This is a genomic window from Empedobacter sp. GD03739 (assembly GCF_029843245.1).
In the GTDB taxonomy this organism is placed as follows: domain Bacteria; phylum Bacteroidota; class Bacteroidia; order Flavobacteriales; family Weeksellaceae; genus Empedobacter; species Empedobacter falsenii_B.
Genome location: NZ_JAOCHX010000044.1, coordinates 1 through 24,672 on the forward strand (window position 1 = coordinate 1; position 24,672 = coordinate 24,672).

Genomic DNA, 24,672 nt, shown 5'->3' on the forward strand with positions numbered 1-24,672 from the left:
TCATCTTTTAAAGAAAATTGAAGAATTTGATCAAAGCGATAAATTTATACTTGATGATTCTATCTATGCTTATTTATTTGATTTGCCTGAACAAAAATTCAATCCTAAATCGATTAAAATAGAAAAAAACTCATTGTTCGAAGGATTAAATTTTACTGAATATATTGATAAAGATTCTATTCGTACACATCCAAATTTGAAAAATCGATTAGATTGGATTCAGAATAATTTTCAAGAAGATTTTACGAAACAAAATGTAACTCCTTCGGCAGAATTTGAAAATATTAAAGCAAAAGAAATCCAAAATTATTACGAAAATTATATTCACAATGAAGAATATACAACAGCACTTTTGGAGTTGATGTATGAGAAGCAAAATCATTCGAATAGAACAGATTTAGACAAATATATTGGAATAATTTTCACTAAGTTGTATGAAGGTCGAAAATCATTAAAATTTAATAAATATGTTGCTCAAGTTGATGCAAATGACAAAAATATCAATAAGCAAAAGTTACTGAGTTTCTTATGGAGTTTAACAAATGACGAATTAAAAAATATTGGAGAATATTATACAAAAAAAGCAACTAATTAGTTGCTTTTTCCTTTTATAAATTTAGTTTTTCTATTCGAACTGAGCTTTCTTTCTCATCTTTATTATATTCACTAATAAAAATATAGCCATATTTAGCTTTACCAAAACGCATACTTGTTTCCTTTGTTTTGAAAGGCATTTTATCTTGAGTTAACACGCCATTTTTAAGTTTATTGATAATTAAATTCCAAACTTTTTTATCATTTTTATCTTGTTCACTATAAAAAAACAAAACTTCGTTTTCAGTTTTATTTTCTTGAGAAAAAAGATAACTATCAAACATTTTTTGTTTCGATTTTTCTAGTACAATATGATTTTTAAAAATCCCATTACTATCAAAATTAGCGATAATATAATCTGTAGATCTAATAACGGTAAAGCTATTATCTCCTTTTTGCTTTTCTAATAAAACCGTAAACGAATTATCATTATAATTAAAAAATTCTTTCAAAGCATAGCGATAACCATCATTATCTCTTAACGTTTTAAAACCAATATCAGAAAATATTTCGCTGTAGTTAATTCTTTTTTCTAACAATTGCTTTCCTACATTATCATAAATTGTTCGTATCAATCCAATAGTTGGTCCAAATCTAGAGAATGGAATCGCATATTCTGAAGATTCTTTTATTTCTCCAATTACAAGTAGTTTATCATTTTGTATTTCCATCTCAGGAAAAACATAAATTCCGTTTCGATTAGTTTTTGAACTATATACAATATTTGATGTATTTTTCCCATCAGCTAAATCATACGTTAACAATCTTTCCACTCCTATTTTATTAAATCCAGAAGATTCGTCATTCTTTTTTTGCAATAAAACTAATTGATCATTTTTAAAAGTTCCTAACTCAAATTTATATCCATCTTTTCTCATCTTTTTATCAATTACATAAGAAAAAGTATTCTCATAATTATCGTTATAAATATTTATACTTTCTAAAAGATTTTCGAAACCAATCTTAAAATCAACATAATAAACTTGATTTTCGTCTTTATATATTTTAAATACATTGGCAGAATACATTGAAGTGTTTAAAAATTTCATCTTATCAAAACTTTCAACTTCAGAAAACAAAGTATAACTACCATTTCTATAAAACATAACATCTTCACTTTTATTTGTTTTCAAATCAAGCTTCATCAAAATATTTCCATATTCTCCAAAACTTTTAGCATGGTATAATTTTGAATTGATATACAATTTTTGCTTCAAAAATTCTATTCCTGTAAAACTATAAATTGACTTTGCAATGTTACGAAGCTCAAAGTCTCCATTCGTAATTTTGTTCAAATTATTGTCTAACAATACATATTCGTATTGAACAAATTTATCTTCTTTTATTAATCCTTTGTTGAAAATGAATGCATATCCAATTACATTTCCATCGTTGTCATTAAGTCGAGAAGATTGCTCTAAAACCCCAGTTGACAATTCTTTCAAATTCTGAACTTGAGCAAAAGAAAAAGTGAGAGTAATAAATGTAAGTAGTACAAATAAAAATTTTTTCATATAGTTTTTAAAATAATTTCTAATAATCTTAAACGTCTAAAACAACGTCAATTCATCTTGCGGACCACGAATATCTAAATCTAAATCATTGTTTAATTTCTTAATAAAATATTTGGCTAACATTGGCGATTCTAACTCTAAATTTTGATGAATAAAAAAGTACAATTTCTGCAAACCTTCTGCTTTCCAAAGTTTAATTGTTTCAATCCATTCATCTAATCGTTCATAATCAGATGGAATATTTGCTCCAACAAAACGCACAAAAGCTTCATTCGAAGTCAATCGCATATGCACCATATCTCTCCTACCCGCTGTATCAACAATAATATTTGAAATGTTATGCTTTTCTAATAACGAAACCAATCGATTAAAATTTTCTTCGTTCGAAAACCAATCTTCATGACGAAGTTCTACAGCTAACGGATAACCTTTCGGAAAATTTTGAATGAAATTTTCTAATTTTTCAAAATCTTTTGGAGCAAAATTTTCGTGCATTTGTAAGAAAATCATTCCTAATTTTTCTTCAAATAACGCAACTGCATCCAAATATTGATTCAATTTATCTGTCACATTTTGCAATCGTCCATAATGACTAATACTTTGTGGAATTTTCGGGAAAAATTTAAAATCTTTTGGAGTTTTATTTACCCAAGTTTCGACATTTTCTTTACTTGGCGAACGATAATATGTCGCATTTAGCTCGATACTATTAAATTGCTTTGAATAATAACTCAATTCATCTTTTGTTTTAGGCGGATAAAAATTCTTCAAATCTTGCTTATTCCATTTTGCACAGCCTACATATACTTCGAAATTATCTGATTTATCAGCTTTATTCAACAAATCAATCGTTTCTTTTGGCGTTTTTGGCAATGTAAAATTAACCAATTCTGGGTTTTCTACTTATCCGAATTTCATCTTTCTAAATTTGAACGAAAATTAAGCAATTATAAGCAGTTCTCATGATCTATTTTACGACAAAATGTCAGAAAAATTTCATTTGGAATATCTTTTGAAATTTAGAATTCGTCAATAAATCTTATGATTTAGACTATTTACAAGAAAAACTAATTATTAAATAATAAAAATACAATAACGATGAATAAAGGAAATATTAATGTTTCGGTAGAGAATATCTTTCCATTAATTAAGAAGTTTTTATACAGCGATCACGAAATCTTTTTACGTGAATTAATTTCAAATGCTTCTGACGCAACCCTGAAATTAAAGCATTTAACAAGTATTGGTGACGCAAAAGTAGAATACGGAAATCCAAAAATTGAAGTAAAAATAAATAAAGACGATAATACTTTGCACATTATTGACCAAGGTTTGGGAATGACAGCTGATGAAGTGGAGAAATACATCAATCAAGTGGCGTTTTCTGGAGCGGAAGAATTTATCAATCAACACCAAGATGCGGACGGAATTATCGGACATTTTGGTTTAGGTTTTTATTCTGCATTTATGGTTGCGGATAAAGTAGAAATCATAACAAAATCATATAAAGACGAGCCTGCAGTTCATTGGACGTGTGATGGTTCTCCTGAATTTACATTAGAAAATTCGGATAAAACAGATCGTGGAACTGAAATCGTTTTACACATTGCAGAAGACTCGAAAGAGTTTTTAGACGAATGGAAAATCCGTGAATTATTGAATAAATACAATAAATTCATGCCAATTCCGATCAAATTTGGAACGAAAAAAGAAACACTTCCTTTACCAGAAGATGCTTCAGAAGATGCAAAACCTGAGGAAATCGAAGTTGATGATATTATCAATAATACAAATCCGGCTTGGACAAAAGCGCCATCAGAATTGTCTGACGAAGATTATCAAAATTTCTACAGAGAATTGTATCCAATGCAATTCGAAGAACCTTTATTCCATATTCACTTAAATGTTGATTATCCATTTAATTTGACTGGAATTTTATTCTTCCCAAAATTAGGAAACAACATCAATATTGATAAAGATCGTATTCAATTATACCAAAATCAAGTATTTGTAACAGACGAAGTGAAAGGAATTGTTCCTGATTTCTTGATGTTATTACGTGGTGTGATAGATTCTCCAGATATTCCATTGAATGTTTCGCGTTCGTACTTACAAGCTGATGGAGCTGTGAAGAAAATTTCGGCACATATTACGAAAAAAGTGGCGGATAAAATGTCTTCATTAATGAATCAAAATCGTGAAGATTACGAGCAAAAATGGAACGATATTAAAGTTGTAATTGAATATGGAATGATTTCGGAAGATAAATTCTTCGAAAAATCTGACAAATTTGCATTGTATCCAACAGTTGATGGTAAATATTTTACTTGGGATGAATTAAATACTGCGATTAAAGACAATCAAACCAACAAAGACGGAAAATTAGTAATTCTTTATGCGTCTGATGTTGATGGACAAGATCAATACATACAAATTGCGAAAGAAAAAGGTTACGAAGTAATTTTATTAGATTCTCCTATTTCTTCTCACTTGATTCAGAAGTTAGAATCTACAAAAGAAAATGTAACATTTGTTCGTGTTGATGCGGATCATATCAATAATTTGATTGAAAAAGATGAAGTTAAAATTTCCAAATTATCTGATGATGATAAAGAAAAATTGAAAACTGAAATCACAGAATCAATCAACAATAAATCATATACAATTCAATTAGAAGATTTATCTGGAACAGATGCACCTTTCATCATTACGCAATCAGAATTTATGCGTCGTATGAAAGATATGCAAGCTTCTGGCGGAGCTGGGATGTTTGGAATGGGTAATTTCCCTGAAATGTATAATGTTGTTGTGAATGCAAACTCGGATTTAGCAACAGAAATTTTAGCTAAAGATTCGAAAGAAGAAAAAGAAGCGTTGATTAATCAAGCATTAGATCTAGCAAAATTATCGCAAGGTTTGTTAAAAGGTAAAGAATTAACAAATTTTATCAATAGAAGTTTTAAGAACATTAAATAATCTCAGAACACTATATTTTAGTAATCTTAAACTTAAAATCCAGCACATAATGTGCTGGATTTTTTATTTCTAAATAGATTTATTGATGTGTTAAACTTTTAAAATTAATCTGAAATAATTTGCAAAACATGATTTTTGTCATTAATTTTACATCAAGGAATTAATAATTATTCGTTCAGGACTTCAAAATACTTTAGTTGTTTTGAAACAGAACATTAAAATTAATAGTTGTTTTTCCACAAAATAACGAAATTTTTAAGCCGACAGAGAATTTTCATAATAAGGTGAAAATTAATTCAAATCATTATCAAAAATTTCGGGAAGGATTTCAAGAAATTGAAATCCTTTTTTCCCTAGACGTTCTTTTTAAATCGATTTTGCTCATAGTTATTGCATAGGATTAATAGTCTCTCATATATGAGTACATTTCATTTATTATTTACAATAGATATTTGTTCTATTTATAAAAATTCTTTTTTATAATCATTTAAAAAGAACAAGTTACAATGGACTTATTCAGAAGAAAGAATTTGACATTGGGAAGGATTTCAAGAGATTGAAATCCTTTTTTTTTTTGCAATTATTATAACAAAAAAAGAGCGACAAACATGTCGCTCTTTTAATATATATCAGAATGTTATTATTCTTGTGATACAATTTTTGCAGATAAATACTCACGGTTCATACGTGCAATGTTATCTAAAGAAATTCCTTTTGGACATTCGATTTCACAAGCTCCTGTATTTGTACAGTTACCAAAACCTTCTAAATCCATTTGTGCAACCATTTTTTGAGCACGACGAGCAGCTTCTACTTGTCCTTGTGGTAACAATGCGAATTGAGAAACTTTAGCTCCTACGAATAACATTGCAGATCCATTTTTACAAGTTGCAACACAAGCTCCACAACCAATACATGTTGCAGCGTCGAACGCTTCATCTGCATGCATTTTGTTTACTGGAATATTGTTTGCATCTACTGTACGTCCTGATGTATTTACAGAGATGTAACCACCAGCTTGTTGGATACGGTCGAAAGATGAACGGTCTACAATTAAATCTTTGATTACTGGGAATGCAGCAGATCTCCATGGTTCGATGTAAATCGTTTCACCATCTTTGAACATACGCATATGTAATTGACAAGTTGTAACACCTCTATCTGGTCCGTGCGCTTCTCCATTGATGAATAAAGAACACATACCACAAATACCTTCACGACAGTCGTGGTCGAATGCAACTGGCTCTTTTCCTTCCTCTATTAATTGCTCGTTTAATAAATCAAGCATTTCTAAGAAAGAAGAATCAGTAGAAACATCTTTTAAGGAATATGTTTCCATTTTTCCTTGAGCATTAGCGTTTTTTTGACGCCAAATTTTCAGCGTGATGCTGATTGTTTTTGATGATGCCATAATTCTATATGATATTTTGACATTTTGCTTGAAAGTTTGTTATCAAGCAAAATGATTTTATTATTTATAACTACGAGTTTTAAGCTCGATATATTTGTAATTTAATTCCTCTTTGTGTAAAACCTCAGTGTTGATATCATCACCTTTATATTCCCAAGCGGCAACATAAGTATAGTTTTCATCATCACGCATTGCTTCACCTTCTTCTGTTTGGTACTCCTCACGGAAGTGACCACCACAAGACTCATTACGGTTAAGAGCATCAATTGCCATTAACTGTCCTAATTCTAAGAAGTCAGCTACACGTCCAGCTTTTTCTAACTCAGTATTCATTTCGTTAGCATCACCAGGAACTTTTACATCACGATAGAATTCTTCACGTAAAGCAGCAATTTCAGCAATCGCTTCTTTTAAACCTTGAGCATTACGAGCCATACCTACTTTGTTCCACATAATATTTCCTAAACGTTTGTGGAAACTATCTACAGTTTTAGTTCCTTTATTGCTTAAGAAATGTTGAATTTGGTCTTTAACAGCCTTTTCAGCTTCATCAAATTCTGGCGTATTTGTAGGAATTTTACCTGTACGAATATCTGCTGATAAATAATCTGCAATTGTATAAGGTAATACGAAATAACCATCTGCTAAACCTTGCATTAATGCAGAAGCTCCTAAACGGTTAGCTCCGTGATCAGAGAAGTTAGCTTCTCCTACTACGAAACATCCAGGAATTGTTGATTGTAAGTTGTAGTCAACCCAAACACCACCCATTGTGTAGTGAATTGCTGGATAGATACGCATTGGATTTTCGTATGGATTCTCATCTGTAATTTTCCAATACATTTGGAATAAGTTACCATATTTCTCCTCAATCCATTTTTTACCTAATTTCTCGATTTCAGCATCTGATGGATTTTGATCTCCGTTTGCGAAAGCAACCTCACGACCTTTTTTCTTGATCTCATCTGTAAAATCTAAGTAAACTCCTTCTCCAGTTTCATTTGCTTCAATACCATAACCAGCATCACAACGCTCTTTTGCAGCACGAGATGCAACGTCACGAGGAACTAAGTTACCAAATGCAGGATAACGTCTTTCTAAGTAGTAATCTCTGTCTTCTTCTTTGATATCAACTGCTTTTTTCTTACCAGCACGGATTGCTTCAGCATCTTCTTTCTTTTTAGGAACCCAGATACGACCAGAGTTACGTAAAGATTCAGACATTAAAGTCAATTTAGATTGATTTGTTCCGTGGATTGGAATACAAGTTGGGTGAATTTGTACATAACAAGGGTTAGCAAAATAAGCACCTTTTTTGTGAATTTTCCATGCAGAAGTTACGTTAGAACCCATTGCATTAGAAGATAAGAAATATACGTTTCCGTAACCACCAGTAGCAATAACTACTGCGTGAGCAGAATGTCTTTCGATTTCACCTGTAATTAAATTACGAGCAATAATACCGCGAGCTTTACCATCTACAAGTACAATGTCTAGCATTTCGTGACGGTTGTACATTTGGATGTGCCCTAAGTGGATTTGCTGATTCATTGCTGAATAAGCTCCTAATAATAATTGTTGTCCTGTTTGACCTTTCGCATAGAAAGTACGAGATACTTGTACCCCACCAAAAGAACGGTTATCTAATAACCCACCGTAATCACGTGCAAAAGGAACCCCTTGCATTACACATTGGTCGATAATATTACCAGAAACCTCCGCTAAACGATAAACGTTAGACTCACGAGCGCGGTAATCACCACCTTTGATTGTATCGTAAAATAAACGGTAGATAGAGTCGTTATCTCCTTTATAATTTTTAGCAGCATTTATCCCCCCTTGTGCAGCAATAGAGTGCGCACGACGTGGTGAATCTTGATAACAGAAAGCTTTTACTTTATATCCTAACTCTGCTAAAGTAGCAGCTGCAGAACCACCAGCTAAACCAGTACCTACAACAATAACATCAATTTTATCACGGTTATTTGGAGCCACTAAGTTTAAGTGTGCTTTGTGTTCGCTCCATTGTTGTGCGATATCTCCTTGTGGAGATTTTGAATCTAATATACTCATTTCTTGATATTATTTAATTATTTAACAAAAAAATGGTAAACAGCGATGATAATGAAACCTGCTGGAATTAAAATTGAATACCATTTCCCGAAAGCAACAATTACTGGAGTGTATTTGTTGTGTCTTGCACCAATAGATTGGAATGCAGATGCAAATCCATGTTGTAAGTGTAATGATAAAAATACAAATGCAACAATGTAAATTACTAATCTTACAAAACTTAAAGCACCTTCTAATGTGAAAACGTGGTTTAAATGATCCATAAAGTAATTTCCTTGAGCAAACTCAGGATTTGGAGCAATGTAGTGATCAGTAATTGTAGGAACCCAAAAGTCATACAAGTGTAATAATAAGAAAATTAAAATTACAGATCCAGAAACTAACATGTTTCTTGACATCCAAGAAGCATTTGCAGCACCATTATACTTTTGATAAGCAACTGGTCCACGCGCTTTCTTGTTTTGCGCTTCTAATACAAACCCCATTACAAAGTGGTATACAACACCAATTAATAAAATAGGCTGCATTAAATATTGGATAAAAGGGTTATCACTCATGAAAGCCGAAACTTCATTGAACCCATTCGGATTAATAACAGATAATGCATTAATCACGAAATGTTGTAACAAGAACACGATCAAAAATAACGCTGAAAGCGCCATCGCGAACTTCTTACCAATCGACGATTTTAGTAATGATTCATTTGCCATAAAGCAATTCGTTTAATTTTTTAGATATTTCCACAAATTTAATCATCCCATTGCTCTAATCACAATGAATTATATCATTTCGTTAACAGATTTCAATAGTTTAGAATCATTCTTAGTTAATTAAGACATTTTTAACAATTTTTCTAAATTTTTATTGCTTAATAAATAATTAATTTCTATACTTGCAGTAGAAAAGTAGAACAACTTTTCATAGGTTTAAGTTAGTTAGGTTAATCCTCTTATATTTCTATAAGAGGATTTTTTATTTTTTTAGTTGTAACATTATTCTTTTTTTTACTACAAATAAAGAGCAACAGAATAATAGTTTGAATAATAAAGCAAAAATATTTACTGAATTAGTCGAGAAAAATCAGGGAATTATCCATAAAGTTTGTCGTATTTACACAGACGACAAGGATTCTCATGACGATTTATTTCAGGAAATAGTTTTGCAATTATGGCGCTCTTATGACTCTTTCAAAGGAGATTCAAAATTTAGTACGTGGATGTATCGTGTTAGCTTGAACACAGCAATTACTTTAATTAGAAAAAAAACAAAATCCAGTGAAACTGATTTTAATGAAGCTCAATTTTTAAACTTAAAATCTGATGACAAAGACGAATTTTTAGAAGAGCGTATCACACTTTTATACGCAGCAATTAGATTATTAAACGACGTAGAACGTGCATTGGTACTGCTATTTTTGGAAGACTTACCTTATAAAGATATTGCTGAAACTTTAGGAATTTCAGAAGTTAATGCTCGGGTAAAAATGAACAGAGTAAAGATAAAATTAAAAGAAATAATGTCTAAAATGGAACAATAATGGAGTTAGATGACTTAAAATCAATTTGGGGTTCCATAAAGGAAGAAGAAAAGTTTGATCAAAATCAAATTTTTCAAATGTTGAAGAAAAAATCATCAACGACAATAAAATGGTTATTTATATTCACTTTTTGCGAATTTATCCTTTTTCTTGTCTACAATTTATATGTTTTAATTTCAGGAAAAAATTTTTTTAATAACGAAGTCAAAACATTAGTCGAAGAAAAAACAATTAACAATTACGAGATCGCTTCGGTTTTTAGTATTGTGATTACGTTTGGATTTTTGGTGATGGCTTATCGTTATTTCAAAAAAATAGATCTTAATCAATCTGTAGTCGATTTGATGAAAAATATTATTTCATTTCGTCGATTGGTGAACTTGTTTATTCTTTTCACCGTTTTAAGTTTAATTGTTTCTTCTGCCCCATTCTATTACGAATTAGGCCAATCTATTTATTTGGCAAAACACGCTCATGATATACAGCCAATTGTGAATAATGCTGCTGTTTATGGTTGGATTGCAATAATAACTGCTGTTGCTTTTATTGTGATTATAGGAACGGTTTATTATGGGATTATTTATTTTTTATTTTTAAGAAAACTTCAACAAAACATGAAAGAGTTGAAAGAAATGAAATAAAATCTTATTTTTGTAAACTGAATGAAAAAATTTATCCAATATATTATGCTTACGATTTCACTGTTTATGACAGTGTATCAGTCTGCGCATATATTGGATCATGCTCTAAATAAAGAGCACAAAGAGCTGAAAGACAAATTCTCTAACGTACACGATCATAGCTGTACAATTTGCCATTTCAATCAACATTTTATAGAAAATGATTCAGAAATTGAGTTATTTGAATGGTCACAATCATTTATCCAAAAAGATAAAACACTTTACACAACTCGTGTAAAACAAGCTGTATTACTTACTCAAAAAAGTCTTCGAGCACCGCCCTACGCAATTTAATTTCAGAAAAAACCACCTTATTTTTTTAACGTTATTAAATTATTGTATTTATGTCAATCAACATAAAATGTAGTATTGCGGCTACATTATTGTGCGGAACTGTGTTTGCACAAAACATTTTCGAAGGTCAAATTATAGATAAAAATCAAAAACCAATTCCTTTCGCAACTGTATACTTCAACAACGAAGAATATCACACAAATGCCGAAGGAAAATTTAGAATTGAGAATTTAAACAAAGGAAATTATCAAGTTCAAATTGATGAGCAAGGTTACGAACCTTTTTCTCAAAATATTACGTTTGATTCTCAACAAAAATTTGTTTTTACACTTACTTTTCACAAAGCATATAATTTAGATGAAGTTACTGTTTTAGGGCATCATCACGATTTTTCAACAGCTAATGTAGATCGTGTCGATCAATCTTATATTCAAGAAAACTATGCAGGATCATTAGCCAAATCACTTGAAAATATTGCAGGTGTTAATGCTTCTGGAATTGGATCATCAGCTTCAAAACCAATTATTCGTGGACTTGGTTTCAATCGATTAATTGTTGCTGAAAATGGTGTAAAACAAGAAGGACAACAATGGGGAGCCGATCATGGTTTGGAGATTGATGCGCTAAATGTTGAAGATGTCGAAGTGATAAAAGGCCCTGCTGCTTTGGAGTACGGAAATGAGGCTATTGCTGGAGTTATCAAGATTAACAATAACAATTTACCAGCAAAACATTCACTTTCAGGAGAAGCAAAAACTTTGTATCAATCGATTAATGATAATTACGGAATTGGATTTAATTTAAAATCTCGAAACGATCATTTTTTCTATAAAATAAAAGGTTCGTATTCTGATTATGCCGACTACAGAACGACTACCGATCGCATTTATTATCTGAATCGCTATTTGCCAATTTACAATAAACGTGTTAAAAATACGGCTGGACAAGATTTGAATGCTGAAATACAAACAGGTTATATTGGCGAAAAATTTCGTTCAATTTTAACGGTTTCTAATGTTAATCAAAAAATTGGTTTTTTTCCTGGTTCGCACGGAATTCCTTCTGTAGATAGGCTTCAAGATGATGGAAATTATAGAAATATCGAATTTCCTTATCAAAAAGTTAATCATTTTAAAGTGATTTCCGAAAATGAATTTCGTTTAAATTCAAAAGATGTTTTAAAATTTTTGGCAAGTTATCAAAACAATCGTCGCCAAGAAGTTAGTTCGTTTCACACTCATTATGCGAATCAACCCGCTCCAACAAAAAATCCTGATTTAGAATTAGATTTTAATCTTTCTACTTATGATTCTCAATTAAAATTTGAACATAATCATAGCAAAAATTTCAAAACAATAATCGGTGCACAAGCACAATTGCAAGCCAATAATATTGCGGGTTACAATTATTTATTGCCAAAATATGATCGAAATATTTTTAGTGGATTTTTGATTGAAGAATTCAAAAAAGGAAATAAGTGGAAAGTTACAGCTGGTTTACGTTACGATTATTCAACGTTCAAATCAGAAGGTTATTTTGATGATTTTCTGTACAATTATTTGATTGAAAAAGGAAATTCTGAAGGAATTGCAGATTATTATGCAAATCGTAGCAAATCTATTGATCGTAATTTCAGTAATTTAAACGGAATGATTGGTGCAACTTTTCAACCAAATGATTTATGGGATTTCAACTTGAATGTTGGAACAAATTTCCGTTTACCAACCGCTATAGAATTGGGTTCTAACGGAATTCATCACGGTAGTTTTAGACATGAACGAGGTGACGAAAATCTTGATATAGAAAAAGGAATTGCTGTAGATTTCAAATCTGTTTTTCACAAAAATGATTGGAATATTTCGCTAAGTCCGTATTTATATTATTTCAGCAATTATATTTTCTTAAAACCTTCGGGACAATTTTCGATTCTTCCTCATGGTGGACAAATTTATCAATATACACAAAGCAAAGCTTTGTTGACTGGTTTTGAATTTGAAGTTCGTAAGAAAATCAACGAAAATTTTGATGCAAATCTTGTGTACGAATATTTATACAATCGACAAATTACGGAAAATAAAAAATTCGGAAATTATCTTCCTTTCACTCCTGCAAATAATTTATTTGGACAAATTAATTATAAAATCAATCAAAATATTGCATTTTTAGAAGGTTTGAGCTTTTTTGCAAATGGAAAATATACATTTGAGCAAGATAAAATTGCACAAAATGAAGATATCACTCCAAGTTATTTCTTGGTTGGAATTGGAGGAAAAACGAAACTTAAATTCAATAATTTTAGTGCAAATTTAAGTGTTCAGGTTTCTAATTTATTCAATAAAAACTATTACAATCACACCAGTTTTTATCGTGCATTGCAATTACCAGAACAAGCTCGAAACATACAAATTATGTTAGGAATTCCGTTCGGAAAATAGTTGATACATGAAAAAGAAACATCCTATTTTTGGACTTTTCTTTAGTATTATTCTTTTTTCGATTCCAACTTTTAATCAATTACATTTTTCTTTAATCGATCATTCACAAGATTTTTCGAATCAAAAGAAAGAAATTATTCATCATCAATGTAATCATTTCACCTATTACTCTGTCTTTATTGACACGCATGATGAACCAAAAATAGAATCAAAACCGAACGAAGAATTTTACAGTAAAGAAAGTTTTGAACAAGTAGAAAAAATTAAACATTCTACAATTGAATATCATTTTACACGAGGTCCGCCTCAGGATTTTGTTTATTAATAAATCAACCAAAATCTTAAAAAAATAATATTCAATTCAAAAAAAATAAAACAATGAAAAATTCAATTTTAAACTATTCATTTATAACATTATCAGCATTATTCATTACATCTTGTTCATCAGATGATTCTTCATTAGATACAACAAAACCTGAAATTAATTTGATTGCACCTAAAGACCACGATGAATTTCATTTAGGCGAAACCATCTCAATTGATGCTATTTTGAAAGACAATGTAGAATTGGGAACGGTAAAAATTGAAATTCATTCCGCAGAAGATGGTCATCAACACAGAACAGCAAATGTTAATTGGACGTATGATGCAGAAGAAGCTATTCCAGCAGGAAAAACTGAGCACACATTAAGTCATAAAGTAAATATTCCTACAGAAGGAATTACGGAAGGACATTATCACTTAGGATTAATTTTAATTGATAAAGCAGGAAATCAATCCGAAACATACATCGAAATCGATATAGTTGACCATAGCCACGATCATTAATTTTTTTTTATATAAAAAGCCTGAAATTTCAGGCTTTTTTTTATGCGCATTGTTAAAAGAATGTTATTTTAGCACTCCTCAATTATATCAAAACAAAAAAATGATTGCAATAGCAGATAGCGGTTCTACTAAAACGGATTGGGTAATTTTAGATAGTGACCTTAATGAAGTTTTTAGAACAAGTACAATCGGATTTAATCCGTATTTTGTAACATCAGAAGATATTACGACTGAATTACAAAAAAATGAAGATTTTGCACCTGTTGCAAATGATTTTACAAAAGTCTTTTTTTATGGTGCAGGAACTTCCAGCGAAGCAATGCATGCTGTTGTTAAAGAAGGTTTAGAGAATTTCTTTACAAATGCAGAATTTGTCGTAGACCATGATTTATTAGCTGCTTGTTACGCAACTTATATGGGAAAACCTGCAATGGTTTGTATATTAGGAACAGGTTCTAATTCTTGTTATTTCGATGGAACATCAATGCGCGAAGAAACAAAATCTTTAGCTTATATCTTAGGTGACGAAGGTTCTGGAAATGACTTAGGAAAACGTGTATTACGCGCTTTTTACACAAAAAAAATGCCTCCACATTTAGCCAAAGCTTTTGATGATTATTATAAATTATCAGTAGATGAGTTAAATAAAAATGTGTACCAAAATAAATTTGCAAACACATATTTAGCATCTTTCAATAAATTTGTCGTCGAACATAAAAATGATCCATTTATTCAGAAAATTATTTATGATGCAATGTCTTCTTTTATCGAATATCAAATTATGCCTTACGAAGAAGCTCGTCATTCTGAATTAAATTTCATTGGCTCAATTGCTCATATTTACGAAGATGTTATTCGTTCAGTTGCGGCAGAATATCACTTAACAGTTGGTCATATTATTAGAAAACCAATTGATAACGTTGTTGATTATCACAAAAAGTATTTGATTAAATAATCATGGCAACTCAACCAAAAATAGCAGTAATTTCTTACAATACTCCTCATCGCAAAACACAAGATGTTTTACACGGATTAAAAGCTAAAGGTTATCAAAATGTAAAAATATTTGCATTGCCTTTTGTACAAAGAGAAAATCCGTTCAAACCAATTTATCAACATCGTCCAAGTAAAGCGATTCAAGTAAATTTAGATGATTACTGTAATAGTTTTGGTTATAATTTTGATTTAACAACTGCTGAAACGTTGAATAATCAATTAAACGATTATAAAGCTGAATATGTAATTATTGCAGGTGCAGGATTATTACCAGATGAATTGGTTGAAAATCATAAAATTATCAATACACACCCAGGTTTTTTACCTTTGACAAGAGGTTTAGATTCATTAAAATGGGCAATCACAAAAGGAGTCGAAATTGGTGTTACAACTCATTTTGTAGACACAGAAGCCGATGCTGGTTTTTTGATTGAACAACAATATGTTCCTGTTTACGGGAATGATACGTTTCATTCTTTGGCTAATCGTCAATATGAAACAGAAATTGAAATGTTAGTTAATTCGATTGAATTAATACCAACACTTTCAGAATTCAAATCACTTTCATCAAATGAATTAGAAGCGACGCGCAGAATGCCAAAAGCTATCGAAGAAAATTTGATGCAAGCATTTGATACTTACAAAGAAAAATATAAAAGGGATTAAATATTTTTTAGAAAAAAATTAAAAAGCTAACCGAATTGGTTAGCTTTTTTGTTGAATCTATTTTTTAATTTGATTTTACTATCTTTAATAAAACAATTAAGATGAACAAAGAAAAACCTTTGAGCGAATTAACATTAGAAGAATTAAATGATAAAAGAAAAAAAGTTAATAAACTTAATCTTAGCATTCAAATTCCTTTATTACTCATTGCAATCGTTTTATTAATTCTGAAGATGACAAACAAATATGATATCAATGTAACATTCGTTATTTTATTATCATGTTCTGTAACTTTTATTCCTCTTATAACAGGTTTAGCGAAAATAAATGCAGAAATCAATACCAGAAAAAAAGCGAATCAATGAGTTTCTTTTCTCTTTTTCCTAAGATGTAAAACATTTTTGATTGGATTATAAATCATAATAAAAACCATCATTACAATTCCGAAATAAAATAAAGTTCTAAAAATTTGAATATCTGCAATCAACAAGGCTTGGTTATACAATTGAGATTTCAGATTACTTGCTGTCAAACTGATAGATTCATTTACTAAATGAGTTGTATTGTGTTTATTGAATAGATTATTCCATTGTTCTTGAAAAATCGTATTGGTAATATCTAAATTTTTCGTCATCAAAAATTGATGTTTAGTCGTCAAGAAAAGAATTGCATTTTGCATAATCGAAAAACTAATTGTCGACGACCAATAACGCATTGCAACTGCTGCTTGCATGGTATTCATAGAAAAATTAGCATGTACAGAACATACCATATATTGCAAAATTGGCGCAAACAACATTCCTTGTCCCATTCCTTCCATCAACAATGGCGGAATAACTGCATTCGGACGAGTATCTGGAACCAAAATGTAACTAAACCACAACATAGCAAACGTTAAACAAAAAAAACCTCCAAAAAACACATACTTATATTGCGTTTGAAATTGTGTAATGATGTAATAAGCAAACAATGCTCCGATATAAATTCCGGCACAATTATAATATTGTATTTGCAAAACAAACTCCCAATTCCATTTCCAAACAACATTCATAACTTGATAAATGTTACTCATACTCGATTTGAAAATATAAAATGTAAAAAACAACAACATACCTACAATAACTCTTTCGGAACGAAGAATCTCGAAATGAAAAATCGGTTTTTTAGACGTTAATTGTTGCAAAATAAATAAGCCTGAAAAAATAAACATTGCAGCAAACGCAATAACGATATAAAGCGATTCGAACCAATAATATCTTTTACCATAAATCAATAAAAAAGCTCCTGCTATTAATGACATCATCATCAAAAAATAACCCGCCAAATTTAACTGATACAATGGTTTTTTGGGATACAATCTACCATGACTAAAGAGAAAAACATAAATCAATAATGATAAAACATGAAAAAAGATGACAGTATAAATCACCATATTGAAATTATAATTTTCGATGGCAAATTTTACAATAGAAGTCGTGTATTTATCAGCCGTCATCATAAATCCATACAAAAAAGTATTTCCTAATAATCGTCCATATTCGCCTTTTATACGCGACATAATTAGCGGAACAATAATACATCCTTCGAGATAAGATGTTGTCCCTTGTATCACACGAAGTAAATAAATCAATTGCGTATTTGTTGTCAACGAAATTATTAACATTAATACAATATTGATAATAGTCATAGACAATAAATAAGAACGAATATTAAAGAACTGAAAAAGCCGTTCGTTAATAAAAAGTCCACAAACAATTGTAGCGTAAGCCAAAGAAAAAATGAATTGTAAATCGTCTACATCAACATCTAGAAATGAAGCTGTAAATATACTATTCATATTGAAAAGTGAGAGAATCATCACATGCGGAATCAACGCGGCAATGAGAATTGGAAGCACCAATTTTTCTGGTATCCATTTCTTGAAAATGGGATGTTGATTGTGCATTGAGTTATTTATTCACTTTTACAATCAAGTTCAAAACATTCATTCGAAAGTTTGTCTAATTAAAAATATTTTATTGATTTCGTGATTATCTTACCTAAAAAGTAAAAAAAGGAAGCTGCCTGAGAAAAGTCAAAAGGCTAAAATGTGATTCTGAATAATAAATCGTTAAAATACGATGATTTATTTTTATAAAAATATAACAAATTTAAAATCAATAAAATACAACTAATATTTATTAAAACAATTAATCATTTTTCGTTTGATTTATTTTGATGGCAAAAGTAAGTGCTAGCGCATAAAAACAAGTTGATTATTTGAGAATAAAATTTGTTCATTTAAGCCATTTATAAATTTAAAAAACTTTAAAATATCACCTTTCTACAGGATAATTTTGATAAAATATTCATTTTTAAAAATTTGTTATAAAAAAAACGTACTTGATTCTATTAAATCAAATACGCCAATTAAATAAAAAAGTAATATATAAAAATTATTTTAACGATGTAAAAGTCTATTTTTTATCGGTTGATAAAGAATTACAAAAATCGCAGCGATAATTCCCACAACAAACAATGTTCGGAAAATTTCAATATTACTAACCAACAAAGCTTGGTTATACAATTTTGCTTTTAAAGCTGCGGCAGTAATACTTTCTGCTTCGTTTGGAAGATGACTCGCAATATTTTTATTGAACAAATTATTCCATTGTTGTTGGAAAATCGGACTCGTTTTGTCTAAATTTTTGGTCATCAAAAATTGATGTTTAGTCGTCAAGTATAAAATTGCATTTTGCATCAGCGAAAAACCAATTGTTGTCGTCCAAAAACGAATCGCCGTACCTGCTTGCGCCGCACTACCAGTAATAGAAGGATGTACAGAACCTGTAATATACAACACTAATGGCGTAAAAATAACACCTTGCGCAATTCCTTCTAACATCAACGTTGGCGCTATTGCCTCGACTTTTGTATCTGGATAAAACAAGTAACTAAACCACAACATGCTCATGGCTAAAAGTACAAATCCAAGAAAAAATATTTTTCTGAAATCAACTTTATTCTTAACCATAAAAAATGAAAATACAACACCAATGATAGAACCTGCCACATTAAAATATTGAATCTGCAACACATATTCCCATTGCCATTTCCAAACTGTCGACATAACTTGGTAAATATTGCTCATCCCAGCACGCAGAGTATAGAAAACAAAAAACATTAATATTCCTAAAATGACACGTTCTGATTTGAAAATCTCAAAATGGAACAAAGGTCGTTTGGCTGTTTTTTGATGCAATAAAAATAAACCACTAAAAACGAGTGTTGATGCAAATGCTATGATAATAATTGGCGATTCGAACCAATAATATTTTTTTCCGTAAATCAAGAAAAATGCACCAGAAATTAGGGAAATAATCATCAAAAAAATTCCTCCTAAATTTAATTGATACAATGGTTTTTTAGGAAACATTCTGTTGTGATTAAAGAAAAATACATAAATAATTAATGCAACAACATGAAAACTCATAATCGTATACACCATCATATTGTGGTTATAATTCTCAATCGCAAACTTCACAATAGAAGTCGTGAATTTATCTCCTGTTAACATTACGCCGTACAAAAACGAATAAGCAATCAATTTTGAATGTTCACTTTTAATATTCGACATAATGATTGGTAACAAAATACAACCTTCGAAAAGCGATAAAGGTCCTTGAATGAAACGCAGAATCAAAATCAATTCTGTATTTGTCGTCAATGTCATTCCAAACAATACCAAAATGTTGAGCATGGTCATTGTTAGCAAATAACTTCTGATATTGAAAAAGTGAAAAAATCGAACGTGAATAAATAAGCCACAAACAATAGTGGCATACGCCATCGAAAAAAGGAACTGCAAATCGTCGACCTCCAAATCCAAAAATGATGCTGTAAACATACTATTCATGTTGAATATCGTCAAAATCATCAAGTGTGGAAATAGCGCAAGGATAAAAATTGGCACAACCAATTTTTGCGGAACCCATTTATTGAATATTGAATTTTGTTGTGACATTTATTTAATTTACTTTTTCTGCGGAAACATTTACATTCATTCCGGTACGTAATTTTTCGTTGTTTTTAGACTCTTTCAGAATTATTTTTACAGGAAAACGTTGTTCAATTTTCACGAAGTTTCCTGTAGCATTATCAGGTTTAATCAAAGCAAACTCAGATCCAGAAGCTGGCGACAGTGATTCAATTTTCCCTTCAAACTCAATGTATTTGTAGGCATCAGCTTTTATAATAACAGGTTGATCCAAATCGATTTCTCCAATTTGCGTTTCTTTAAAATTCGCAACAATCCATTTCTCTTTCGAAACCACTTGCACCAAGGCTTGTCCTTCTTTTATTAACTGACCTTCTTGTATATTTTTTGTTCCAACCCAACCATCATAAGGTGCTACAACATAAGTATATGAGAGTATAAGTTTAGCATCGTTCAATTGGGCTTTTCGTTGTAAAATTTGAGTTTTTGCAGGCGCAACTTTTGTTTGTTCGGCAGACGCACTAACATTCACGGCATTACGTTGTTGTTCCAAAGCACTCAAACTTGCTTTTGCTTGTTTATATTTTGCTTCAACTTCTTCAAACTGTTGCACGGTTGCAGCATCTTCTTGCACTAAATTTTTGAAACGATTATAATCTTTTTCAGTTCTCCAAACCTCTATTTTAGCAGCTTCTATATTTGCATTAACAATATTAACATCACTCGATTTTGTATCTACCGCTTTTTCGTATGTTAAAACAGATTGCGAAGTCGATTCTAAATTTGCTTCTGCAATATCAATCTGGTTCTGAAATTCTCTATTGTCAATCACAACAAGCGTATCACCTTTGTGTACAAATTGATTTTCTTCGAAATTTACTTTTTTGATAAAACCAGAAACTTTACTCGAAACTGGCGTAATATATTGTCGCACTTGCGCGTCATTTGTATTGACATGTGAACTCGAAAAGAAATAAAACCAAGCTACTGCAGTGATTCCTATGATAATAAAAATCCAAGCAATCGCAGAAAGCGTTCTATTCATTCGTTTTTCTCCTTTTGTCTGTTGTTTTCCCATTTTTATAAGTTTCCTAAAATGTATTGTAATTGATAGTATTTTAATTGTTTGTTAATTTGCAATGAAATCAAATTCGATTGAGCTTCTAAATAAGCGTTATCCGCATCGATAAGTTCTGTAATCAAACTCAATTTGTTGATGTATTTTGTTCTAACAATTCGATAATTTTCTTTGGCTTGACCAATTGCTTCTTCCGCAATTTTTATTTTATCGATCGATTCTTCTAATCGTTTATTCGCTGCAAAAACATCATGTCGAATTTGTTCTTCTTTCTCTTCTATTTCTAATTTTGCAATTGAAATGTTACGATCTGCGATTTGCATTTTTTGTTTATTCTTGAAAAAATTACTCAACGGAATCGAAACATTTACACCAACAGAACCAAATCTGTACAAATATTCTTCTGGTGGAAAAAACATAAAGTTTGGATAATTATATCCATATTCCGCTCCAGCAGTTATTTTTGGTAATGTATTAGCTTTGGTAATTTTCTTATCAATTTCTTTCAAATTCAAATCATCTTTCGCAATTTTCAAGCTTTCACTTTGATCTATTGCTTCCAAAATCATTTCATCAACCAAACCCAAATGCTCTTCATTTGTAAACAAATCATTGGTGTCAATATGCATTTCTTGATTTTCTGGTAAGGCTAAAATTGTTTTGATTTGATGTTCAATAATCGAAATTTCATTCGCCAATTCTGTAAAAGACATTTTATGATTTGACAATTGCAATTCTGTTCTCAAGACTTCGTTGTAGGTTACCAAACCATTTTTTTTCAAGGATTCTGTTTGTTTAATCACAACCGAATCTTCTCTCATTTTATCTGAAATTAACTTTTGTTGTTCTTGCAAATGCAACGCTTGTAAATAAGCTGTGATGATTTGCATTCTCAATTCTCGTTCATCTTTTCGAACTTGCAGTTTCGAAATATTAGTTTCTATTTCAGATTTTTTCTCATCATTTTTTAATTTACCACCTAAATAAATTGGAATTTCTGCCGAAAGTGTAAAATCGTATTTCACTCGAGGAACAGCATATTTTGTAGAAGGTTTTAGAAAACCGTCTTCATATTGGCGTAAATTACTCAAAACATGAAAACCAGTATGAAAGTCTACATCTGGCAATTTCTCATTTTTAAGATCTTTCTCTTTTAATTCAGCAATATTAGTTTTTAAAGCGCTAATTTGTAATTTTTTATTATTTTGAAGTCCAATTTCAATTGCTTTGCTTAATTTCAGTTGGTTATAGTCTATTTCATTTTGAGCATAACTCAACCCACTCAGCATTAACAACAATGTAAGCAACTGATATTTAACGAATTTAAATATCATTTTGTATTATTTATAAGTCTGTTATTGATTTTTAGTGATGCAAAGTTACATTCAAAACACCTTTACCCTCTTGATAAAAAAAGAAAATAATTTGCTCATTTACGCCAAAATAAAGTAATTTGCAAAAGCAAAAATATTTCACTTTATAAAAGTATAAAACAATGTTGTTTGATCAGTTTTTTTTTAACGAAGTTGACAAATCTAAAGTCCATTTTTACATACAACATGCACATTTAGATACGATAGGAACGCGCGTACATGAACACAAAAAAGCACAATTATTATATGCAGAAGGCGGAATTGTACATGTTTTTGTAAACGACAAACATTGGTATTTGCCTGCGCGTTGTTTTATGTGGATTCCTGCAAATACGCCACATTCTATCTTAACGAATAGTAAAACAGGCGATTTGTATAACTTTTATTTCAAGACCGAAAAAGAAGAAAACGATTTTTATTCGATTACAAATATTTATTACACGAATGAGTTGTTAAGGGAAATGATTTTGTACACCAAAAATTGGAGTGGATCAATTTCGGAAAAAGATCCTGCAAAATATGATTTTGTAAAAGCCATACGATCTATTCTACCCGAAATGGAATCGAACAAATTACCTGCTTTTATTCAGCATCCATTTCCAAAAGATCAGAAACTGATTGATATTGCTCGATTTCTGATGAAAAATATCGAGAAAAACTATACAATAGATGAAGTTGCGCAACAATTTGGTTTGAGCACGCGAACATTATCTCGAAAATTCAAAGATAATATGGGAATTAATTATGTTCGATTTTTACGCGCATTACGTATCACAAAATCATTGGAATTGATTGCTGAAAATAAATACAATATGTACGAAATCGCAATGTTAGTTGGTTATAATTCGTTGTCATCTTTCAGTAATATTTTTCAGAAAGTTTCAGGAATTCGACCAACAGAATATGCGCAATTATTACACACAAAAAAACAATAACTTAAGATAAAAACTATGATTATTAAAGCTTTTGCCGGAAGTAACAGCTCTACTTCTATCAATAAACAACTCGTAACTTATGCTTCTTCTTTATTAAACAAAGATCAAATTGAGATTTTAGATTTAGATGACTTTGATATTCCTACTTTTGATATTGATATAGAAAAAGAACAAGGTTTTTCTGATGAAGTAAAACGATTTTATCAAAAACTTGTTGATTCTGATATTTTACTTATTTCATTAGCAGAACATAATGCTTGCATTACAGCAGTTTTTAAAAGCTATATGGATTGGTGCTCAAGAATTAATTATAAATTTCTTGAAGGAAAAAAGGTCTTCGTTATGAGTACATCTCCTGGTGGTTATGGAGCAAAAAACTCTTTAGAAATAGGTTCTAAATTAATTACAAAATTGGGAGGTGACATTTTAGTCGATTTCTCTTTGCCTAAATTCAACGAAAATTTTGCAGAAGATAAAATCACTAATGAAGAATTAAACAGAGAATTGATTCTTAAAATTGATGAATTTAGAAAAAAAATATAAGTTTTTATCTTTTCCTAACATAGGTCAATAAAATTTATGGTTGCTTGCAATAACTTTGCTTCATCAAAAATGAAAATACTCAATAAGAATATGAAAATTTTAGCTTTCGCTGGTAGTAACAGCAAAAAATCAATCAATAAAGAATTATTAAATTATACATTAAATCAAATCGAAAATGCAGAAATCGATTTAGTTGACATCAATGATTTCGAGATGCCTATCTATTCTATTGACCGTCAATTAGAAAATGGATTTCCACAAGAAGCGCAGGATTTTTACAATAAAATCAAAGATGCAGAAGGTGTTGTAATTTCTTTGGCAGAACATAATGGAAACTTTTCTGTTGCATTAAAAAATATTTTGGATTGGGTTTCTCGTATCGAAATGCCATATTTGAAAGATAAAAAATTGTTGTTATTAAGTACATCTCCAGGTGCTTATGGTGGAGGAAATGTAATGGAAGTTGCAACAAAATATTTTGGAATGTTTGCAAGCGGAGAAATTGTAGCAAGCACAACTTTCCCATCTTTCAACGATAATTTCCAAAATAACGAAATTGTAAATGAAGAATTAAAAAATAAAGTATTAGCGCAAGTTAGTATCTTTCAAGAAGCTTTAACTATTGTTGAAGCTTAATTGAAAATGTATGTATTAAAAAAAGGTCTTTCGTTCGAAAGACCTTTTTTTTGTTATCAGTTTATTATCTATTTTTAATTAAGATTGAACCAGATTTGTTTTGTTTATCATTTAACTTAATAACATC

At 30.3% G+C, this 24,672-nt stretch carries 23 protein-coding genes; 14 read left to right on the plus strand and 9 right to left on the minus strand.

The window, feature by feature from the left end; genetic code table 11:
* The coding region (locus N5E64_RS12685; protein WP_280037827.1) for a hypothetical protein at window positions 1–595 on the plus strand (595 nt) is incomplete at its 5' end.
* A 13-nt stretch (window positions 596–608) separates the two neighbouring features.
* Here N5E64_RS12685 and N5E64_RS12690 read toward each other — a convergent pair.
* Window positions 609–2,108, minus strand: coding sequence for a DUF6770 family protein (locus N5E64_RS12690; protein WP_115001084.1), 1,500 nt, complete (start codon window positions 2,106–2,108; stop codon window positions 609–611).
* A gap of 36 nt (window positions 2,109–2,144) precedes the next feature.
* A complete protein-coding gene (locus N5E64_RS12695; RefSeq protein ID WP_280037828.1) occupies window positions 2,145–2,996 on the minus strand; it encodes a DUF72 domain-containing protein in 852 nt (283 codons plus the stop codon).
* A 210-nt stretch (window positions 2,997–3,206) separates the two neighbouring features.
* Between N5E64_RS12695 and htpG the strand changes: the two genes are divergently transcribed.
* Window positions 3,207–5,084, plus strand: coding sequence for a molecular chaperone HtpG (htpG, locus tag N5E64_RS12700; RefSeq protein WP_115001086.1), 1,878 nt, complete (start codon window positions 3,207–3,209; stop codon window positions 5,082–5,084).
* 640 nt (window positions 5,085–5,724) lie between these two features.
* On the opposite strand, the gene N5E64_RS12705 is transcribed toward htpG, so the two are convergent.
* Genes N5E64_RS12705 through N5E64_RS12715 form a run of 3 tightly spaced genes read right to left on the minus strand, consistent with a single transcriptional unit; the run spans window position 5,725 to window position 9,278 of the window.
* Window positions 5,725–6,495, minus strand: a complete 771-nt coding sequence (locus N5E64_RS12705; RefSeq protein ID WP_038337216.1) for a succinate dehydrogenase/fumarate reductase iron-sulfur subunit — start codon at window positions 6,493–6,495, stop codon at window positions 5,725–5,727.
* 60 nt (window positions 6,496–6,555) lie between these two features.
* Window positions 6,556–8,568 carry a fumarate reductase/succinate dehydrogenase flavoprotein subunit gene (locus N5E64_RS12710; RefSeq protein WP_125349258.1) on the minus strand — a complete coding sequence of 671 codons (2,013 nt, stop codon included), beginning with the start codon at window positions 8,566–8,568 and terminating at the stop codon, window positions 6,556–6,558.
* Window positions 8,569–8,585: 17 nt separating this feature from the next.
* Window positions 8,586–9,278, minus strand: coding sequence for a succinate dehydrogenase cytochrome b subunit (locus N5E64_RS12715; RefSeq protein WP_125349257.1), 693 nt, complete (start codon window positions 9,276–9,278; stop codon window positions 8,586–8,588).
* 326 nt (window positions 9,279–9,604) lie between these two features.
* On the opposite strand from N5E64_RS12715, the gene N5E64_RS12720 reads away from it, so the two are divergent.
* The 9 genes from N5E64_RS12720 to N5E64_RS12760 all read left to right on the plus strand — a co-directional run bounded on the left by N5E64_RS12720 (window position 9,605) and on the right by N5E64_RS12760 (window position 16,369).
* On the plus strand, window positions 9,605–10,105 hold the full coding sequence (locus N5E64_RS12720) for an RNA polymerase sigma factor (protein ID WP_038337221.1): 501 nt from the start codon (window positions 9,605–9,607) through the stop codon (window positions 10,103–10,105).
* Window positions 10,105–10,746 carry a hypothetical protein gene (locus tag N5E64_RS12725; RefSeq protein ID WP_115001090.1) on the plus strand — a complete coding sequence of 214 codons (642 nt, stop codon included), beginning with the start codon at window positions 10,105–10,107 and terminating at the stop codon, window positions 10,744–10,746. Before N5E64_RS12720 ends, N5E64_RS12725 begins: the two co-directional genes overlap by 1 nt.
* A gap of 21 nt (window positions 10,747–10,767) precedes the next feature.
* Window positions 10,768–11,079 carry a hypothetical protein gene (locus N5E64_RS12730; RefSeq protein ID WP_038337225.1) on the plus strand — a complete coding sequence of 104 codons (312 nt, stop codon included), beginning with the start codon at window positions 10,768–10,770 and terminating at the stop codon, window positions 11,077–11,079.
* A gap of 50 nt (window positions 11,080–11,129) precedes the next feature.
* The gene (locus N5E64_RS12735) at window positions 11,130–13,514 is read left to right on the plus strand and encodes a TonB-dependent receptor domain-containing protein (RefSeq protein ID WP_280037831.1); all 2,385 of its coding nucleotides are present in this window, start codon (window positions 11,130–11,132) and stop codon (window positions 13,512–13,514) included.
* Between the two features lie 7 nt (window positions 13,515–13,521).
* Window positions 13,522–13,839 carry a hypothetical protein gene (locus N5E64_RS12740; RefSeq protein ID WP_038337229.1) on the plus strand — a complete coding sequence of 106 codons (318 nt, stop codon included), beginning with the start codon at window positions 13,522–13,524 and terminating at the stop codon, window positions 13,837–13,839.
* 53 nt (window positions 13,840–13,892) lie between these two features.
* Window positions 13,893–14,342, plus strand: coding sequence for a DUF4625 domain-containing protein (locus tag N5E64_RS12745; protein ID WP_280037833.1), 450 nt, complete (start codon window positions 13,893–13,895; stop codon window positions 14,340–14,342).
* Between the two features lie 100 nt (window positions 14,343–14,442).
* Window positions 14,443–15,297, plus strand: coding sequence for a BadF/BadG/BcrA/BcrD ATPase family protein (locus tag N5E64_RS12750; RefSeq protein ID WP_219034489.1), 855 nt, complete (start codon window positions 14,443–14,445; stop codon window positions 15,295–15,297).
* Between the two features lie 2 nt (window positions 15,298–15,299).
* On the plus strand, window positions 15,300–16,004 hold the full coding sequence (locus N5E64_RS12755; protein ID WP_280037834.1) for a formyltransferase family protein: 705 nt from the start codon (window positions 15,300–15,302) through the stop codon (window positions 16,002–16,004).
* A 101-nt stretch (window positions 16,005–16,105) separates the two neighbouring features.
* Window positions 16,106–16,369, plus strand: a complete 264-nt coding sequence (locus N5E64_RS12760) for a hypothetical protein (protein WP_115001096.1) — start codon at window positions 16,106–16,108, stop codon at window positions 16,367–16,369.
* Here N5E64_RS12760 and N5E64_RS12765 read toward each other — a convergent pair.
* The 4 genes from N5E64_RS12765 to N5E64_RS12780 all read right to left on the minus strand — a co-directional run bounded on the left by N5E64_RS12765 (window position 16,363) and on the right by N5E64_RS12780 (window position 22,392).
* Window positions 16,363–17,949, minus strand: a complete 1,587-nt coding sequence (locus N5E64_RS12765; protein WP_125349254.1) for a hypothetical protein — start codon at window positions 17,947–17,949, stop codon at window positions 16,363–16,365. The two genes, N5E64_RS12760 and N5E64_RS12765, sit on opposite strands and share 7 nt — an antisense overlap.
* A 495-nt stretch (window positions 17,950–18,444) precedes the next feature.
* Window positions 18,445–20,007, minus strand: a complete 1,563-nt coding sequence (locus N5E64_RS12770; protein WP_280037836.1) for a hypothetical protein — start codon at window positions 20,005–20,007, stop codon at window positions 18,445–18,447.
* Window positions 20,008–20,011: 4 nt separating this feature from the next.
* Window positions 20,012–21,058 (minus strand): HlyD family secretion protein, encoded by a 1,047-nt coding sequence (locus tag N5E64_RS12775; RefSeq protein ID WP_280037837.1) that lies wholly within the window; start codon window positions 21,056–21,058, stop codon window positions 20,012–20,014.
* 2 nt (window positions 21,059–21,060) lie between these two features.
* On the minus strand, window positions 21,061–22,392 hold the full coding sequence (locus N5E64_RS12780) for a TolC family protein (protein WP_260391946.1): 1,332 nt from the start codon (window positions 22,390–22,392) through the stop codon (window positions 21,061–21,063).
* 161 nt (window positions 22,393–22,553) lie between these two features.
* Here N5E64_RS12780 and N5E64_RS12785 point away from each other — a divergent pair, with 161 nt between their 5' ends.
* The 3 genes from N5E64_RS12785 (at window position 22,554) to N5E64_RS12795 (ending at window position 24,545) form a co-directional block, all read left to right on the plus strand.
* The gene (locus N5E64_RS12785) at window positions 22,554–23,366 is read left to right on the plus strand and encodes an AraC family transcriptional regulator (RefSeq protein ID WP_038336064.1); all 813 of its coding nucleotides are present in this window, start codon (window positions 22,554–22,556) and stop codon (window positions 23,364–23,366) included.
* 15 nt (window positions 23,367–23,381) lie between these two features.
* Window positions 23,382–23,909, plus strand: coding sequence for an NADPH-dependent FMN reductase (locus N5E64_RS12790; protein ID WP_221855853.1), 528 nt, complete (start codon window positions 23,382–23,384; stop codon window positions 23,907–23,909).
* A 69-nt stretch (window positions 23,910–23,978) separates the two neighbouring features.
* On the plus strand, window positions 23,979–24,545 hold the full coding sequence (locus N5E64_RS12795) for an NADPH-dependent FMN reductase (protein WP_260391945.1): 567 nt from the start codon (window positions 23,979–23,981) through the stop codon (window positions 24,543–24,545).
* The last annotated feature ends 127 nt before the right edge of the window (window positions 24,546–24,672 follow it).

Bases quoted from the DNA above. Each gene is read 5' to 3' on its own strand.
- N5E64_RS12690 (WP_115001084.1), bottom strand. From the start codon at position 2,108: ATGAAAAAATTTTTATTTGTACTACTTACATTTATTACTCTCACTTTT.
- htpG (WP_115001086.1), top strand. From the start codon at position 3,207: ATGAATAAAGGAAATATTAATGTTTCGGTAGAGAATATCTTTCCATTA.
- N5E64_RS12705 (WP_038337216.1), bottom strand. From the start codon at position 6,495: ATGGCATCATCAAAAACAATCAGCATCACGCTGAAAATTTGGCGTCAA.
- N5E64_RS12710 (WP_125349258.1), bottom strand. From the start codon at position 8,568: ATGAGTATATTAGATTCAAAATCTCCACAAGGAGATATCGCACAACAA.
- N5E64_RS12715 (WP_125349257.1), bottom strand. From the start codon at position 9,278: ATGGCAAATGAATCATTACTAAAATCGTCGATTGGTAAGAAGTTCGCG.
- N5E64_RS12725 (WP_115001090.1), top strand. From the start codon at position 10,105: ATGGAGTTAGATGACTTAAAATCAATTTGGGGTTCCATAAAGGAAGAA.
- N5E64_RS12730 (WP_038337225.1), top strand. From the start codon at position 10,768: ATGAAAAAATTTATCCAATATATTATGCTTACGATTTCACTGTTTATG.
- N5E64_RS12735 (WP_280037831.1), top strand. From the start codon at position 11,130: ATGTCAATCAACATAAAATGTAGTATTGCGGCTACATTATTGTGCGGA.
- N5E64_RS12740 (WP_038337229.1), top strand. From the start codon at position 13,522: ATGAAAAAGAAACATCCTATTTTTGGACTTTTCTTTAGTATTATTCTT.
- N5E64_RS12745 (WP_280037833.1), top strand. From the start codon at position 13,893: ATGAAAAATTCAATTTTAAACTATTCATTTATAACATTATCAGCATTA.
- N5E64_RS12750 (WP_219034489.1), top strand. From the start codon at position 14,443: ATGATTGCAATAGCAGATAGCGGTTCTACTAAAACGGATTGGGTAATT.
- N5E64_RS12755 (WP_280037834.1), top strand. From the start codon at position 15,300: ATGGCAACTCAACCAAAAATAGCAGTAATTTCTTACAATACTCCTCAT.
- N5E64_RS12760 (WP_115001096.1), top strand. From the start codon at position 16,106: ATGAACAAAGAAAAACCTTTGAGCGAATTAACATTAGAAGAATTAAAT.
- N5E64_RS12765 (WP_125349254.1), bottom strand. From the start codon at position 17,949: ATGCACAATCAACATCCCATTTTCAAGAAATGGATACCAGAAAAATTG.
- N5E64_RS12770 (WP_280037836.1), bottom strand. From the start codon at position 20,007: ATGTCACAACAAAATTCAATATTCAATAAATGGGTTCCGCAAAAATTG.
- N5E64_RS12775 (WP_280037837.1), bottom strand. From the start codon at position 21,058: ATGGGAAAACAACAGACAAAAGGAGAAAAACGAATGAATAGAACGCTT.
- N5E64_RS12780 (WP_260391946.1), bottom strand. From the start codon at position 22,392: ATGATATTTAAATTCGTTAAATATCAGTTGCTTACATTGTTGTTAATG.
- N5E64_RS12785 (WP_038336064.1), top strand. From the start codon at position 22,554: ATGTTGTTTGATCAGTTTTTTTTTAACGAAGTTGACAAATCTAAAGTC.
- N5E64_RS12790 (WP_221855853.1), top strand. From the start codon at position 23,382: ATGATTATTAAAGCTTTTGCCGGAAGTAACAGCTCTACTTCTATCAAT.
- N5E64_RS12795 (WP_260391945.1), top strand. From the start codon at position 23,979: ATGAAAATACTCAATAAGAATATGAAAATTTTAGCTTTCGCTGGTAGT.